General features: G+C 35.8%; 15 protein-coding genes. 11 read left to right on the top strand and 4 right to left on the bottom strand.

What is annotated here, in order from left to right:
• Positions 1–3: 3 nt before the first annotated feature.
• From OA86_RS07875 to OA86_RS07860, 4 genes are all read right to left on the bottom strand, one after another.
• On the bottom strand, positions 4–801 hold the full coding sequence (locus OA86_RS07875; RefSeq protein WP_039351440.1) for a lysophospholipid acyltransferase family protein: 798 nt from the start codon (positions 799–801) through the stop codon (positions 4–6).
• A 25-nt stretch (positions 802–826) separates the two neighbouring features.
• Positions 827–1,456: an NUDIX hydrolase gene (locus tag OA86_RS07870; RefSeq protein ID WP_039351437.1), complete on the bottom strand. Its 630-nt coding sequence runs from the start codon at positions 1,454–1,456 to the stop codon at positions 827–829.
• Between the two features lie 190 nt (positions 1,457–1,646).
• Complete coding sequence (locus tag OA86_RS07865; RefSeq protein ID WP_039351435.1) at positions 1,647–3,206, bottom strand: Rne/Rng family ribonuclease; 1,560 nt, start codon at positions 3,204–3,206, stop codon at positions 1,647–1,649.
• 377 nt (positions 3,207–3,583) lie between these two features.
• Positions 3,584–3,874, bottom strand: coding sequence for an HU family DNA-binding protein (locus OA86_RS07860; RefSeq protein WP_039351432.1), 291 nt, complete (start codon positions 3,872–3,874; stop codon positions 3,584–3,586).
• A gap of 47 nt (positions 3,875–3,921) precedes the next feature.
• On the opposite strand from OA86_RS07860, the gene mutY reads away from it, so the two are divergent.
• From mutY to OA86_RS07805, 11 genes are all read left to right on the top strand, one after another.
• Positions 3,922–4,962 (top strand): A/G-specific adenine glycosylase, encoded by a 1,041-nt coding sequence (mutY, locus tag OA86_RS07855; protein ID WP_039351429.1) that lies wholly within the window; start codon positions 3,922–3,924, stop codon positions 4,960–4,962.
• Positions 4,963–5,036: 74 nt separating this feature from the next.
• The gene (gene gldD / locus OA86_RS07850) at positions 5,037–5,591 is read left to right on the top strand and encodes a gliding motility lipoprotein GldD (RefSeq protein WP_039351425.1); all 555 of its coding nucleotides are present in this window, start codon (positions 5,037–5,039) and stop codon (positions 5,589–5,591) included.
• A 52-nt stretch (positions 5,592–5,643) separates the two neighbouring features.
• Entirely contained in the window at positions 5,644–6,564 is a 921-nt protein-coding gene (locus tag OA86_RS07845) for a PfkB family carbohydrate kinase (protein WP_039351422.1), read from the top strand.
• A gap of 70 nt (positions 6,565–6,634) precedes the next feature.
• Positions 6,635–8,464 (top strand): hypothetical protein, encoded by a 1,830-nt coding sequence (locus OA86_RS07840; protein WP_039351418.1) that lies wholly within the window; start codon positions 6,635–6,637, stop codon positions 8,462–8,464.
• Positions 8,465–8,529: 65 nt separating this feature from the next.
• Positions 8,530–9,897 carry a peptidylprolyl isomerase gene (locus OA86_RS07835; protein ID WP_039351786.1) on the top strand — a complete coding sequence of 456 codons (1,368 nt, stop codon included), beginning with the start codon at positions 8,530–8,532 and terminating at the stop codon, positions 9,895–9,897.
• 299 nt (positions 9,898–10,196) lie between these two features.
• Positions 10,197–10,910, top strand: coding sequence for a hypothetical protein (locus OA86_RS07830; protein ID WP_039351415.1), 714 nt, complete (start codon positions 10,197–10,199; stop codon positions 10,908–10,910).
• A gap of 53 nt (positions 10,911–10,963) precedes the next feature.
• Positions 10,964–12,376 carry an ankyrin repeat domain-containing protein gene (locus tag OA86_RS07825; protein ID WP_039351412.1) on the top strand — a complete coding sequence of 471 codons (1,413 nt, stop codon included), beginning with the start codon at positions 10,964–10,966 and terminating at the stop codon, positions 12,374–12,376.
• Between the two features lie 35 nt (positions 12,377–12,411).
• Positions 12,412–12,753 (top strand): hypothetical protein, encoded by a 342-nt coding sequence (locus OA86_RS07820; protein ID WP_039351409.1) that lies wholly within the window; start codon positions 12,412–12,414, stop codon positions 12,751–12,753.
• Positions 12,754–12,867: 114 nt separating this feature from the next.
• Positions 12,868–13,857, top strand: coding sequence for an NAD(P)H-dependent flavin oxidoreductase (locus OA86_RS07815; protein WP_246008043.1), 990 nt, complete (start codon positions 12,868–12,870; stop codon positions 13,855–13,857).
• Between the two features lie 287 nt (positions 13,858–14,144).
• Complete coding sequence (locus tag OA86_RS07810; protein ID WP_039351406.1) at positions 14,145–15,521, top strand: DUF1800 domain-containing protein; 1,377 nt, start codon at positions 14,145–14,147, stop codon at positions 15,519–15,521.
• Positions 15,522–15,559: 38 nt separating this feature from the next.
• Positions 15,560–16,747, top strand: coding sequence for a DUF1501 domain-containing protein (locus OA86_RS07805; RefSeq protein WP_039351403.1), 1,188 nt, complete (start codon positions 15,560–15,562; stop codon positions 16,745–16,747).
• The last annotated feature ends 266 nt before the right edge of the window (positions 16,748–17,013 follow it).

The raw sequence follows: 17,013 nt of genomic DNA, 5'->3' as shown, positions 1-17,013 counted from the left end.
CTGTTAATTCTCTGTCTCTGTTTTTTGAGCTTTTAATTCTTTGTCGTATTCGTGTAAAACGTTGAACTCTTCAGATTGTTCGATGGCAACCATAATTTTATCCATAATAACTTGTGCATTGTCTTTGTCATAATCGATGTCGATTGGTTTTTTGAATTCCATCGTAGGTTTTACACCGGTAACTTTTACACGCAGACCTTTTTTATCGAAAGCTCTTCGAAAACCATTTATTTTTATAGGGATTACAATCGGTCTTTGATTTTTTACCAATTTTGCTGTTCCTTTTCTTCCTTGTGCAAAAGCAGATGTCGTTCCTTGTGGAAAAGTAATCACCCAACCATTATCGAGTGCTTTCATAATGTTTTCAACTTCCGACAGATCCACCATTCTGTTCACGTTGTGCCCTTCAGCACGCCAAGTTCTTTTTACAGTGACTGCTCCTGCAAGTTTGAAAATTTTGGTCATGAAACCTTTGTTCATCGTTTCTTCCGCAGCAACATAATAAAAATCTACTTTCGGATTCAGTAAATAGATCGGATTTTTGATAGAGTTCAGATAGCCATTATTAACCGCACAAAATGCGTGATACATCGCCGCAACATCTGCAAAGTAAGTTTGATGATTAGATACAAATAAAACGTTGGAATCAGGTAAATCAACCAGATTTTCAGTACCGCTGATTTTAAGTTTGTTAAAACCGTTGAACCTCCTGTAAGATACCATTCCCAGAATAAAAATAATGAGTCTTTTCAGGAAATAGAGGTTACCGAATGCATCGGTAAAAATATTTTTCTTCGCCATTGTCAAATTTACATAATCCGCGAATTTACAAATTTTTCAGCAAGTGGCTAAATTCACTTAAAATCATAGAAGTTGCTCCCCAAATAATATAATTATTGAAATTAATCACCGGAACTTCCACGCCGCGGGAACTTGGTAAAATCATCATTTCAGGTTTTTCTGAAAGGCTTAAAAGCGTAGTTACAGGAAATTCAATTAACTCTACCGCTTCGGTTTTTTGCAATATAAATTGAGGATTTTTTTTGGTGTAGGAAACGAAGGCTCTCACGTAAAAATTACTCGGTGGAATGTAAATCGGCGACATTTCTCTGATGATTCTGTTATAATGAATGTCAATTCCCATTTCTTCGGAAGTTTCTCTTTTTGCAGTTTGCGCAAAATCCTCGTCGTATTCTTCTTTTTTTCCGCCGGGAAGAGAAATTTGTCCGCTGTGACGATCTCTTTCGTTGGTTGTTCTCACCATAAGCGGAAAATACCATTCATTGTCTTTCAGATAAAGGAGAATATTTACGGCCGCGAATTTTGGATCTTTAGTTAGAATCTCTTCATAAGAAAATAGCGGTCTGTAAGGTGGAGAATAAATTTGATGCGCATTTTCACCTTCTAACTGTGCGTTTTGTATTTGCTTGAGTAAATCTCTACCGAAAATTTCCATATCACAAATTTAGGGAAAGAGTTTATAAATCTGTTTTAAGGAAAGGTTAAAATTGAGAATGTTCTTGAAAAAAAACTTGCTAATTGAAGTAGCTTTTTAAATCAAAAAAGCTCCCGAATTTTCGGGAGTTATAATTTTTATTAAAAAGATCATTTATTTTTAATGGCTCTTTTTAAATTTACCTTGATTCTTAATTGGAATAACTCATCAATTCTTCTTTTTTAGAATTGATCAGTTTATACTCCAAATATTTGAACGAATCTCTTGGAATAATGGTTACCCATTTTTTGTACTTCAAAAACCATTTAACCTGAATACTCATAAAACCTTTCGTTAAATAAGCTTCTACAAAAGGATGAACATGTAAAAATATCTTGCCTTTTTCGATTTGAATAATGTTTCGAATCACTTCTTCCATTCTTTCAACTACGACAATTGGTGCAAGAATTTCACCGTCAATATTCGGATTTTCTTCTTTTGTTTCTATTTGATTTTCAGGCCGCGTTCTTTGTCGCGTCATCTGGATGAGACCAAATTTGCTCGGTGGTAAAATTTTGTGCCGTGCTTTATCACGTGCCATTTCTTCTTTCAAATGTTCAAACAGATCTCTGCGGTGGTCCGCACTGATCATATCGATGAAATCTACAACAATAATTCCGCCCATATCTCGAAGTCTGAGTTGACGTGCAATTTCGGTAGCCGCCATTTTGTTCACACTCAGAGCATGTTCGTTTTTTGCTGCATTTCCAGAGGAAATATTATTTCCGGAGTTGACATCAACTACGTGAAGTGCTTCTGTATGTTCAATGACAAGATAAGCTCCTTTAGAACTTGGGATATTGACGTGTTTTCCGAAACTTTGTTTCAGTTGTTTTTCGACGTTATAATATTCCATCAAAGGAATAGGTTTGTCGTAGAACTGTACAATATTCTTTCTTTCCGGCGCAATCACTTCAATATAATTCCGCATTTCATCTACCATTTGCTCATCATCACAGATAATCGAAACGAAATCTGCATTGAAATTATCGCGTAAAATAGAAGATGCTTTGTCCTGTTCACTTAGAACTTTGCTCGGAACCTTATTTTTCTGAAGATTTTTGAACGTATTCTCCCATTTTTGAATCAGTTGATTCATGTCGTTATGAAGTTCAGCTACTTTTTTTCCTTCAGCAACTGTCCTTATAATAACACCAAAACCTTCTGGTTTAATGCTTTCAATTAATGTTCGTAAACGCTCTCTTTCTTCAGCATTGCCAATCTTTTTGGAGATCGAAACACTTTTGTCAAAGGGAATCAATACCAGAAATCTTCCTGTTAAAGAGATTTGTGTAGAAATTCTTGGACCTTTAGTAGAAATGGGTTCTTTTGTAATCTGCAAAATAACGCTGTCGTCTTTTGCGAGAACTTTTTCGATATTTCCGTTTTTGTCGATTTCTTTTTGAACCTCAAAACTTTTCAGAGAAGAGTTTTGTTGCTTTTTAGAAATAGTGTCTTGCAGAAATTTTTTGTACGTGAGAAATTGCGGACCCAAATCCTGGTAATGCAAGAATGCATCTTTTTCATAACCGATGCTTACAAACGCAGCATTAAGATTGGGTGCCAGTTTTTTTACCTTTCCGATAAATAGATCACCAACAACGAAATCGCTTTTGTCCTCCTGTTCGTGGAGTTCAAAAAGACGTCCGTCTTCGAGCAGCGCAATTTTAGAATGCGCAGCTTCATGTGAAATTATCAGTTCTTTCTTCATTATAATAATAGGAAATTAAAAGATTTAAAGCTCGAATAAAGTAGAAATAAATTCTAGAACTCAAGTTCAAAAATTTTAATTAGTCTTTTTTAGAGGTGTTTAACTTAAAAAAATCAGAAGAAAAAATGATCATTTTGATCTAATTTTCTGTTTCTGACTTTGGGGTAAAACAAAAATATAGTCGGTGAGATTTTAATCATATAAAAACACCAACTATATTGTTATATTGTAAATCGCGAATGGATTATTTTTTCTTGTGTCTATTCGCTCTTCTTCTTTTCTTTCTTTTGTGAGTTGCAACCTTGTGTCTCTTTCTTTTCTTTCCGCTTGGCATAATTTAAATTTTTTTGTTTGTAACGTATATTTTCTTTAGTTAATTATTTTACTAAAACTTTGGTTTTTACTTTCTCTACAAATGTTTTCGAAGGTTTGAAAGCTGGGATATTGTGAGCTGGGATCTCAATTGCTGTGTTTTTAGAAATATTTCTTCCCGTTTTTGCCGCTCTAGTCTTGATTATAAATGAACCGAAGCCTCTTAAATAAACATTCTCACCGCCGTACATTGAAGTTCTGATTTCCTGCATGAATGCTTCCACAACTTTCTGAGTTTCATTCTTTTCAGTTCCCAATTTGTTTGAGATAGTATTTACCAATTCTGCCTTTGTCATTTCCTTTTTTTATTTATATTTTTGGTGTGCAAATATAATAAGAATTTTTGAAAACAAAAAAACAAAATGCTGATTTTCTTCATGTTGGTAGGAAATTGCTCGATTGGTACGAAATCAACGGCCGAGATTTACCCTTTCGCAAAACCAGCGATCCATATAAAATTTGGATCTGCGAAATCATTTTTCAGCAAACAAGAATTGAACAGGGCTTAAATCATTACCGAAATTTTATAGAAAGATTTCCCGATGTTCAAACTTTAGCCACGGCAGAAACTGATGAAGTTTTACTCTATTGGAAAGGTTTGGGATATTATTCCCGCGCTCTGAATCTGCATAAAGCGGCATTGCAGATCATGAATGATTTTAATGGAACTTTTCCTTCTGATCATGTTGATATTTTACAGTTAAAAGGAGTCGGTAAATATACCGCTGCAGCAATTTCGAGCATTTGCTTCGGTAAAAAAATCGCGGCAGTTGACGGTAATTTCTACCGCGTGTTATCCAGGGTTTTTGCCGATGATTTCGATATTTCTCATTCAAAAGCTTTTGATTATTTCTCTGAACTGGCTCTAAAGATGATGCCGGAAAATGAAGCCGGTCATTTCAATGAAGCGATGATGGATCTGGGTTCAGAAATATGTAAACCGAAAAATCCAGTCTGTTTATATTGTCCTTTAAACGAAGATTGTGTCGCTTTTAATTTGGGTATAATTCCATTGTTTCCGGTAAAGACTAAGAAAGTAAAACCCACTGATCTTGAACTCACCTACTATTTTGTAGAGTTTAAAGATCAATTCCTGATCAAACAGCGAAAAGAAGATTTTATCTGGAAAAAACTCTACGAATTTCCGATTCAAATTCCGGAAAGTTTTGAGAAGTTTATCACTGGACAAAAGAAAGTTTTGCATAAACTCACGCATAAAAATCTCACCATTCATATTTTTAAAGTGACTTTAACTTCAAAAAAAATATTCGATCAATTTTCTTTTGATGAAGGGTTTTCTGCAATTACCTTTGAAGATTCTCATCAGAAATCTTTTCCCAAACCTTTGGAAAATTACCTTTCTTCCCGGTTTAAAGGCGAATAATTGAGATTGATTCCATTAAACAAGTCTCAATAATGAAAAATTTGAAATCTAAAACTAATTCGTATTTTTGCAAAATGTTTAAAAAACTCCTGTTCACTTTTTTAGGGTTTGCTTTGATTTCCTGTGCGAAAGAAACGCAGCCGAAACCATCGGGTGAACTGCGGTTAGAATATCCGGAGGCGAAATATCAAAAATTCACTTCGCCCTGTAATTTCGATTTTGAATATTCAAGTTTCGCGAAGATCGAAAATGCTAAAAATCCTTGCTGGTATTATATCGATTACCCGAAAATGAAGGCTAAAGTCTTTATTACTTATTTTCCGGTAAAAAATGATCTGGATGTTCACGTGAAAGAATCTGAGAAGATGGTTTATGAACATACGATCAAAGCAAGTTCTATTGATACCAAATCCTTTAATTATCCGGAACGTCGTGTTTTTGGTAATTTCTATGAATTAAAAGGACCAACTGCTTCTAATCTGCAATTTTTTGTCACCGATTCTACAAGACATTATGTGACGGCGAATCTCTACTTCAACACGAGACCAAAACCCGATTCTTTGGCTCCCGCAATCGATTATATCAAAAAAGATCTGCTCCATTTAATAGACACTTTTAATTGGAAATAATTCGAATATTAAATAAAAAATTTACTCAATAACACTTTAAATTAAATTATAAATGAAATTATTAGTCGTTGGTTCAGTCGCTTTTGACGCCATAGAAACTCCGTTCGGAAAAACAGATAAGATCTTAGGTGGCGCGGCAACTTACATTACTTTGGCTTCTTCGGTTCTTAAAGTGGAATCAGGAATTGTATCAATTGTAGGTGGCGATTTCCCACAATCTGATCTGGATATGCTTTCTAACAGAGGCGTAAATATTGAAGGAATCGAAATTGTAAAAGACGGTAAAACTTTTTTCTGGAGTGGTAAATATCACAACGATTTGAATTCCAGAGATACTTTGGTCACTGAAGTGAATGTTTTGGAACATTTCGATCCAAAAATCCCGGAATCGATGCAAGATGCAGAGATTTTATTATTGGGAAATCTTCATCCAGGCGTACAACTTTCTGTTTTAGAGAAAATGAATAACCGTCCGAAACTGGTGATTCTCGATACCATGAATTTCTGGATGGATTCTGCGATGGATATTTTATTGCAAATGATCGCAAAAACAGATGTTATCAGTATTAATGACGAAGAAGCAAGACAACTTTCCGGCGAATATTCTTTGGTAAAAGCTGCGAAAAAAATCCATGAAATGGGTCCTAAATTTGTCATCATTAAAAAAGGAGAACACGGCGCATTGCTTTTCCACGACGGAAAAATATTTGCAATTCCTGCTCTTCCTTTAGAAGATGTTTTCGATCCAACCGGAGCGGGTGATACTTTCGCAGGTGGTTTTGCAGCGTACTTGGCAAAAAAAGAAAATTTTAGTTTTGAAACTATGAAATCGGCATTGATCGTTGGTTCAGCAATGGCATCTTTTACTGTAGAGAAATTCGGAACCGAAAAATTACAGGAAGTTACAGAAGCTGAAATTATCGCAAGAATTAAAAACTTCAAAGATTTAACCACTTTTGAAGTGGAAGTTTAACTTTTATACTTTGCTACAATCTCACTATTTCAACTTTAAAAATTAATCTTCATCTGAAGAAGACTGAATTATGAAAAAATTATTTGTTATCATCTTGATGGCTGGTTTAGGCGGTAAAATGGCTGCGCAATATATGATCATCGGTAAAGACAGCATTTCTCTTGCAGATTTTAAAAAGGAATATCAGTACGGTTTGCAGAACACCGGTGTTGATAAAACGATCAGCACAACACAGGATTTTATTTTGCTGCAACAGTTTGCACAGCAGAAAAAAGCAGATACCACCGCTGCATTCCGGGAAAAAATGAGCGAAAAAGAAGATGGTTTACGTGCTAAATATTTTTATCCTGCCAATGTCATCGATCCGGTTTTGAATGCTTACATGAAAGACAATCAAACGGAAAAAGAGGTGCAGATCTTTATGGTTCAGAAATCAGCAGAGGATAAAAATGATTATCAGCAGATCTATAATGACGTGAAATCCGGGAAGATCACCATGGATGAAGCGATTACCAAATATACAAAAGGAAGCGCGAAAGCGGTTTACGTAAAACCTGGTAGTGTAGATAATGACTTGTATTCGGAGCTTAAAGTATTACCAAATAATTCGTACACAAAATTCTTCAATAATTCGGGATTTGTTGCTTTTGGAAAAGTTTTAAACTCTCGTCCGACTTTGGGATATGTGATTTTTGGAACCATTTCTTATCCGAAAGATGCGAATTCAGAAGCGATGAAAACCAAAATTTATGCAGATCTAAAAGCTGGAAAAAGTTTTCAGGATGTCGCAAAATTATACGGCGCCAATGATCACGAAAAACAGAATGGTGGAGTAGTAATGGGTTCTCCCACACTTCCTGATGAAGTTTATGAACTGTTTAAAGGAAAAAAAGCAGCTTATTTCACGCCAGAACCTTTGCTTTTCGGGGAAAGTTATTTTGTATTTAATATTTATAATGCAGAACCTTATGCTTTGACGGATAAGAATCGCGATTTTTTCCTGCGCGAAATGAACAGCTCTTTATATGCAGAAACGCTTCAGGATAAAATGATCGCTTATTTGAAAGCTGATCCATCCTATAAAGAATTCCCGGAATTTGCGAACGTAAAAAAATCGTATTTAAATTTTAATGCTGCCAAAGATAATTCGGTGCTATATCAATATAAAAACCATAAAACTACGGTTGGAGATCTTAAGAAAATCATTGGTGACAAAAAGGAAGAAGCTGAGAAATTAAGTCCAGCGCTTTGGAGTGATGCGATATCCGGCGTGAATACTCAAGATCTCTTGAAATTTTACAGCCAGGATTTTACAGATCAACCCAACATTAAAAAAGATTTAGCCGAATTCAAAAAAGGGCTTTATTCAGATTATATTTTCTCCAAATATCTCACGGAAGAAGTTGCAAAACATCCGGAATGGGCGACCGAATATTACAATAAAAACAAATCGAAATTTTTCTGGGGAAACAGAGCCGATGGAAGAGTTGCAATTATCGCTGACGACAAATTGAACAGCGAGATCGAAAAAGCCATTAAAGATCCTAAAAACTGGGAAACTTTGAAAGCCAAATATTACGGTAAACTGAACGATAAAAAACAGATCCTCATCAATTTCGAGAAAGGAGAAATGTCGGAAGATGCTGATGTGTTCACGAAATACAAAGTACCTTTCAAAACCGGTGTTCATCAAACCAAAATGAAACAGCGTTCTTTGGTTATTGCAATTGACCAGATTTTGCCTCCAGCACAAATGACGCAAGCTGAAGCTGCAGACCTTTTGAAAGATGCAGTAACTGAGCAAAAACTTCAGGAGATCATCGATGAGCAAAAAGCAAAAACTAAAATCGTGGTTCAGCCCGAATTTAAGAAAGATCTTGACAAGAATTTTAAGAAATAATTATAATAAATAATGCATGTTATATCACTGAGAATGATAATTTTGCAAATCGTTAAAAAATGAATATGAATAAGAATATAAAATTTGCCTTAGTTTTTACTTTTCTTTTAGCTTTTTTTGGAGTTAAAATGAATGCACAGCTGAAATCAGGAGATTTGATCGATGGAATTGCAGTTGTAGTAGGAAACGAAATTATCCTGGAATCAGATATCGAGGATCAGGCGAATTATTCGAAACAGCAGGGTGCAAATGTGGCCAATAAATGCGAGTTTGTAGAAGGGATCATCAGTAACAAGCTTTTGATCTATGAAGCTAAGAGAGATACGCTGATTGAAAACCGTTCTGCGGTGCTCAAAGAAAACGCCAATCAAAAATATACACAGATTCTTGGTCAGTTTCCTGATGAGAAAACAATGCTTACAACGTACAAATTCCGTACTTCGTTTGAGATGAAAAACGCCATCGAAAAAATTGACTCCGATAATTATTACGGACAGATGAAATATGGCAGAATCACCGATAAAGCCGATGTAACTCCAAATGAAGTGACCGATTTCTTCACGACATACCAATTTCAACTTCCGGAAGTAAAGGATGAAGTAAGCTTATCGCAGATCTCCATGTTCCCGAAATTAACGGATGCGCACAAGGATGAAATTATCGCGCGACTCAACAAAATAAAACAGGCAATTCTTGGCGGCGAAACTTTCGAAAGTCAGGCAAGAATTTATTCCGAAGATCCAGGCTCCGCTTCAAATGGTGGATTGTACAAAGCGATTTCTAAAGGGAAAATGGTAAAACCCTTCGAAGCTGCAGCCCTTAATTTGCAGGAAGGCGAAATGTCAGATCCTGTAGAATCAGACTTTGGATATCACTTGATTCAACTCGTGAAAAAAAGCGGTAAAAACTACGACGCAAGACATATTCTTTTAAAAGCCGAACCAAACGCGGCTGAAATTGCAACTGCAAAAAAAGAACTCGACAGCATCAGAACTTTAATTCACGATGGCAAGATGACTTTTAAAGACGCAGCTTTCAGATTTTCAGACGATAAGAAAAGCAAATTCAATGCAGGCGTTTTAACGTCAGAAGATGGAAGTGACAAACTAGAAAAACTCAATCTTTCTCCCACGATTGCCTATCAAATTGCAGGTTTAAACAAAGGAGACATGACCGAAGTTTTTCAGGACAAAGTTCAACAGGATCGCAAAATCGTAACTTTAATCAAAATTAATGATGTTATTGCAGCACATAAATTAGACATTGCGACCGATTACGACCGCATCAAGCAAATGGCACTGACCAAAAAGAAAAATGAAATGGTAGAAAAATGGGTCAAAGAAAAACTACCCAATATATTTATCTCCATCAATGACCGCTACAAAGACTGTACTTTCAAAACCGACTGGCGAAAAAATACCGAAAAGAAATAAATGAAGATCTCTGCTAATTTGCAGAGATTTTTTTTTGCCCTTCATCGCGAGGTAAAAAGCAATCCTTAAGATAATTAGACTTTCTTTTAGGAGCAACAAGATTTCCGCTTCTCCAAAAATATTAACCTGCTTTCCGCTCTATCTTTTTCTCGTCGTTCCTCCTCAAAAAAGGATGCCGCTTCAATCAGGGCTATAATATAAAGATTGTTTCTTTCAGAAGGAAAAATTAAAGTTTTGAAGCAACAAATTTTTTATATATTTAACCTTTAACCATCACGTCAAAATTAAAAACCACGATATTGAGAATATTGCAACTCTTTTTACTTACCATCTTTTTATCCTGTGCAAAACCGGCTGAAAAAACACCAGTTTCCTCAGAAAAAAAACTAAAAACGGTTGTAATTCTCGAAAAAAAAGAAAAGTTGAACATACAGAAGGATACTTTGAATTTTGTAGACTACAATGATGATGGAGATTATATGTTGTTGAACGCTAAAAAAGATCAGTCAGACTTCTCTTTTATCAATGATAAAAATGAAGACCGAACTTTGCTCAAAGGTGACCTCATCGAAATCACCTGGAAAAAAGATACCATTTACATTTCCGGTGATGGCGAAACTCCTGAACTTGCGGAGTGGGTCATTTCTGTTGAAAAGCTGAAAGACGGTAAAGTTTCTGTCTTCCGAAAAAATTATCAAAAGAAACTCAAATACAACTGGTCAAGTGAAGAAAGCTTCAGTAAAGATTATTTAGATAAACTGTATTTGATCGTGGAATATTACATTGCAAACACCAAAAATGTAATGATAAAAGATGCCGTTTCAAAGAAAGAACAATTAGAATATTCCATCGAAGAACAAACCAGAGACGGTAAAAAATATACGGTAGTTGGGATCTCGATTGTTTTTGAACATCGAGTAAATACCTTGAAATGGTTATATTTAGACCAAGATAATGGAAACAAACTATACGGATATGATTTGCCGAATGACCAACTGGTTAATTTTGAATAAAAAAGATTGGGAAAAACTTACATTATTTTAGGTCTGATTTTGTGAAATTAAACTTGGACAAACATTATATTAATGTCATCATGAAAAATCCTGTAAAAATATTTTTAATTTTTGGACTCGCTCTTCTAAGCATTATTTCCTGTTCCGAAAAAAAGGAAGTCTTTAAACTCGCACCTGCAAAAGAAATAACAAAATCTTTTTCTCCAAAAAAAACAGCCTCAAAAGAAATAGTAGAAGCAGTTAAAAAGGATCATATAAATCTTGTTCGGAAATTGCTTGAAGGTGGCGAAGACGCAAATGGGATTACTTCGGGATATTTTAGGGGTGGTAGAGAAAAAAGTGCTTCTGATCGTTCAAATGAAGACTGGACTTTGCTGATGCACGCTGCTTTTCAACATAATATAAAAATGGTAAAGCTTCTTTTAAGTAAAAAAGCAGATATCAATGCTGTAAATGCTGCGGGACATTCCGCCCTGTTTTTAGCCTGTGCAAACCGAAGTGAAGAGATGGCGAAATTTTTACTGCAAAATAATGCGGATGTTAAAAACGCAGGACTTGATGAAAGTGGAACATCGGCATTACAGTGGGCTTTAACTTACGGTTGGAATGAAGTAGCTGCGAAAATGATACAGTTGGGCGCTGATTTAAATACGCGATCTTCTGAAACGGGAACAACCGTTTTGCTGGAGGCGATGGATGAAGAGAGCATAAAACCGGAAACAATTCATTTACTCATCGATTCCGGCGCAGATGTAAGCATCGTGAATTCTAAATATAAAACTTCACCATTAATGATTTCCGCGCAGCGAAATGATCTCATCAGTGTTAAAAAAATAATTGCGAAGAAGGTCAACATTAACCAGGAAGATGAAAATGGAAATACCGCTTTATGTTATGCTTCAGGAAATGATGCGGATGATACCGAAATTCTGAAACTTCTAATTAACGCAGGTGCGAAAGTAAATATAAAAAATGGTTATGGCAGAAATGCATTGATAGAAGCAGTAAGCAGCAAAAGCTTAAATAAAGTAAATTTCCTCCTGAAAAATGGTGCTTTGATCAACAGAAGAAGCGAAGGTTTTGGCGGAGTCAGTCCGATCAGTGTTGCGGCTTTCGATGTAAATTTGGAAATGGTTCAGCTCCTGATCGACAATGGCGCCGATGTCTCAATTACAGATTCTACCGGAGATACCGTGCTTTTGAAAGCGATATTGTCTGAAAAAAGTTATGATATTGTTAAACTGCTCATTAAAAATGGAGCAGACGTAAACAAAGCAAATAATGATAAAGGCACACCGCTTATGAAAGCTGCTCAATATAATTTACCCGAAATCGTGAAGCTTCTTTTAGATTCAGGCGCTAAAAATGAAGGCCGTGATTTTTTTGGTAAAACCGCCCTTAATTATGCCGAAGAAACCGCAGAAAGAACGGGCGATAAGCAAGCTTTAAATTTGCTTCGAAATTAAAATAACATCTGCAAAAGTAAAAATACATCCAAAAAATGGAACAAATCAACGATCTTGAAACAACGCTTTTAAACGGTTTAATCGAAAAATATCCTACTTTGAAATCACATCTACCATTTTTGAAAGTGAAAAACAGAGAAATCACTAAAGTCGGAATGACGGTGAATTTTGAATACACAAATACCGAAGAAGAACTTAATTTTGAAGATATCAACGCCTTATTTAGCGGCGGCGAAAATATCGAGATCAAAGGTTTAAAAGAAGGTTTAGGTTATGTAATTGACGTTACTGACGGTCAAATTCTATACATCGAATTCACAACTTATGGTGAAAACTGGAACGGAAAATTCGGTGATTACAAAATTGTTAAAGAATAATTTTTCTTAAGGATCTAAAAAATTTTACACAGAATGTTCGTTGCAAACTGCCTTTAATTCTAAAATTTCACCGGAACATTTTTTCTTTGTCCTCGAAATAATTAAATTTACCCCATGAGTAATTTTATAGATTTCGGCGCTGCGAAAAAATTAAAGGAGATGAATGAGAACCAGAACAGGATCACGCAATTATTTCAGATCAAATATCCCATCATACAGGGTGGAATGATCTGGCATTCCGGGTGGCGATTAGCTTCTGCCGTGTCCAATAACGGTGGTTTAGGTTTGATCGGTTCTGCAAGTATGTATCCTGATGTTTTGCGGGAAAATATACAGAAATGCAAAGCCGCCACCGATAAACCTTTCGGCGTAAATATCGCTTTGCTTTATCCAAACTTAGAAGAGATCATCAATATTATTCTCGAAGAAAAAGTGAAAATTGTTTTCACTTCTGCAGGAAGTCCTAAAGCCTACACCGAAACTCTACAAAAGGGAGGAATAAAAGTCGCTCACGTCGTTTCTTCTACCAAATTTGCCATGAAATGTGAAGATGCCGGAGTTGATGCCATTGTCGCCGAAGGTTTTGAAGCTGGCGGTCATAACGGACGCGATGAAACGACCACTTTTTGTTTAATTCCAAATGTAAAACAACATATCTCAAAACCTTTGATCGCCGCTGGTGGAATCGCTTTAGGTTCGCAGATGAAAGCTGCCATGATTCTTGGTGCAGACGGCGTTCAGATCGGTTCCCGCTTTGCCGCAACGGGCGAAGCAAGCTCGCACGAGAACTGGAAAAATAAACTCATCAGTCTCAATGAAGGCGACACGCATTTAACGTTGAAAGAATTAGCACCCGTTCGTATGGTGAAAAATAAATTCTTCCACGATCTGGAAAAACTGTACGATCAAGGCAGAGATGCCGAAGTTTTAAAAGAAACCCTCGGAAGAGCCAGAGCAAAACGCGGAATGTTCGAAGGCGATCTGGAAGAAGGCGAGCTCGAGATCGGGCAGGTTTCCGCTTTAATTCACGAAATATTGCCCGTCGAGAAAGTCTTTGAAAATTTATTAAAAGAGTTTCGGGACGCTTCAGTAAGGGAATTATAAAGAATAGTCAGCATCCTCAGAATCTACAAAGAGAAACGTGTTTCTCAAACTCTAAAGATTCCCCAGATTAATATTTTAAAAATATAAAAATTAAATTTCCAAAAGAATTAAAATATCAATAGGAACGGGCTTTAGCTCGTTTTTTCATTAAGTTGATCGCATTGGCTTTAGCCAAAACCTAAAAAATCTACGCAATCCGCGTAATCTCGGGAAATATAAACTCAAACAAAACTCCCTCCTCATTTTAACCATTTGCAAATCTTTACATCAAAGGTGCAAATATCTCCATGAGCGTTTCCCAACTTCAGAAAAATAAACACCTGCTTTTACGCGCAGGTTTTGGTTTTAACCTTTCTCAAACCAAAGATTTAGAACAGCTTCCTCTCACCGATATCTGGAAGAAATTATCGGCGACCTATACTTTTCAACCTCTTGCATTAAAAGAAGTTCCGGAGAATCTAGACTATCAGAAAGTTTCAAAATTAGATGCAGATGGCAAGAAAGAAATCCAGAAAAGAAACCGTAGAGAAAATATTGAGATCAATCTCAAATTTCTAAACTTCATGGTTCAGTCCGAAGATCAGCTGCGGGAAAAGATGGCTTTTTTCTGGAATGGTCATTTCGCCACCAGAGTCGTAAGTTCTAAATTTAATTTGCAACTTTTAAATACCATTCGCGAAAAATCACTGGGTAATTTTGGAGATTTATTAAAGGCGGTTTCGCAAAGTCCTTCGATGTTGCAGTTCCTCAATAATCAACAGAATAAAAAAGACCATCCTAACGAAAATTTTGCGCGCGAAGTCATGGAACTTTTTACTTTGGGACGTAGAAATTACACCGAAAAAGATATCAAAGAAGGTGCTCGAGCTTTTACAGGCTGGAGTTTTCAAGCCGATGGAAGTTTTTTTGAAAGACCAAAACAACATGATTTTGGTACCAAAACTTTCCTTGGTAAAACAGGTAATTTTGATGGAAATGATATTCTAAATATAATTTTAGATCAGAAAGCAACTTCAAAATTCATCGTCACAAAAATTTACAGATTCTTTGTGAATGAAAAAGCAAATCCAAGTATTATTGAGCATTTGAGCGATCAGTTTTATGAGTCGAAATACGATATTAAAAAATTAATGACGGAGATTTTCACTGCGAAATGGTTTTATAGCGAAGAAAATATTGGAGCTAAAATAAAATCTCCTGTAGAACTGATGGCGGGAATAATGCGTATTCTACCCATGGAAATTGCGAAACCTGAAAACTTAATTGTTTATCAAAAGTTACTTGGACAAATGCTGCTTTATCCGCCAAATGTGGCTGGTTGGCCTTCAGGAAATTCCTGGATCGACAGTTCCACTTTGATGTTGCGTTTGCAAATTCCACAGATCTGGTCCGGTTTAAGACCTTTGGAATTGAAACCAAAATCAGATGATGATATTGAAATGGGATTGAAAAATTCTCAAAATACGTACGCCAGTTTTAAAAATCCAACGATTACCATCGACTGGAATTTGGTTGAAGAAGCTTTTAAAAATAAAAATATAAGTGATTATCTGCTTCAAAATAAATCCTCCCTTGATGAAAAAACGGTACAGCAATTCTCAGAATCGTCGGTCAAACAAAGAATCGTCAACACGATGTCAACGCCGGAATTTCAACTTTGTTAATTGCTCCTCACTAATTACTCACTGCTAATTTTAAAAATATGTTAATCAAAAGACGTGAATTTCTAACGATATCTTCTTTAGCAACTGCTTCGTTGATGGTTCCAAATTTCCTTAAATCGATGACTTTCCCCGAAGCATTAGATAAAGAAAACAGAATTTTGGTAGTTCTCCAACTCAGTGGTGGAAACGATGGACTCAACACGATTATTCCGACTCGAAATGATATTTATTTTCGGGAGAGAGAAATGATTTCCATCAAAGATGCTTTAAAATTAGCCGATGAAGCAGGGATCAATCCTAGTTTGAGTTATTTTAAAGAACTCTTTGATAATGGAGAATTGGCGGTTTTAAATAATGTGGGATATCCAAATCCCGACAAATCGCATTTCCGAAGCATGGATATTTGGCAGTCTGCGAGTAAAAGCGATGAGTTTTTATATACAGGTTGGGTCGGAAGATATTTAGATGAAGCCTGCTATAACTGCGATCATCCAACTCAAGCGCTGGAAATTGATGATATGTTGAGTTTGGCTTTAAAGGGGAAAGAGAAGAAAGCTTTTGCCTTCAAAGATCCTAAAAGACTGAATCAGACTTCGCAGGAAAAATATTTTAAATCGCTCTATGAAAACCATCATCACGAAGATGAAACCGTAGAATATTTGTATCAAACGATGGGTTCAACCATTAATAATGCGGGTTATATTTTCGAGAAAAGCAAAGCAAAAGCGAGCACTGCAGTTTATCCAAATACCGCGCTGGGAAAGGATTTTAAAAATATTGCCTCGCTTATTAATTCAGATATCAATACGAAAGTTTATTATCTTTCAGTGGGAAGTTTTGATACGCATGTGAATCAAAATCAAAGACAGGCGCAACTTTTTACCGAAATTAATGACGCGGTGAAAGCTTTTGTGGAAGATCTAAAATCCTCCGGAAGATACAAAGATACTTTGTTGATGACTTTTTCCGAATTCGGAAGACGGGTTTCTCAAAATGCAAGCAAAGGAACAGACCACGGAACGGCGAATCAAATGTTTTTTGTTTCCGGTGGCTTAAAAAAGAAGGGAATTCTTAATCAATTGCCCGATCTGGAAAAACTCAACGATGGCGATTTAATTTACACCGAAGATTTCCGGAAAGTCTATGCAACCGTTTTGAAAAACTGGCTTAATGCAGACTCCTCAAAAATCCTCGGCTGGAAAAACGGAATTTATGACTTTGTTTAAAATAAAAAAACCTCATTTTAAGATGAGGTTTTGTGTTTTAAGCTTTTCTTGTTGGAAGAGTAGCCTGTTTTTTACTTTGCAATTTTTTCATTACATAACCGATTGCAAGTGGCGCAACCCAGATCAGGATTTTTTTAAATAGGGAAGATCTCATATTGTTTATTTTTATTTGAAAATTTATTTGCAATAATTTTGCCAAAGCGGATTCGTGTAATTTTCTTAATAATAAAATTTATTTGGGCAGACTTTTCCGCCTTCCACTCCCG

Origin of the sequence: Kaistella jeonii, from assembly GCF_000812865.1 — a bacterium.
GTDB classification, from domain to species: Bacteria; Bacteroidota; Bacteroidia; order Flavobacteriales; family Weeksellaceae; genus Kaistella; species Kaistella jeonii.
The sequence above is the reverse complement of the archived record's forward strand: the minus strand, read 5'-3'. Positions and strand labels throughout refer to the sequence as shown.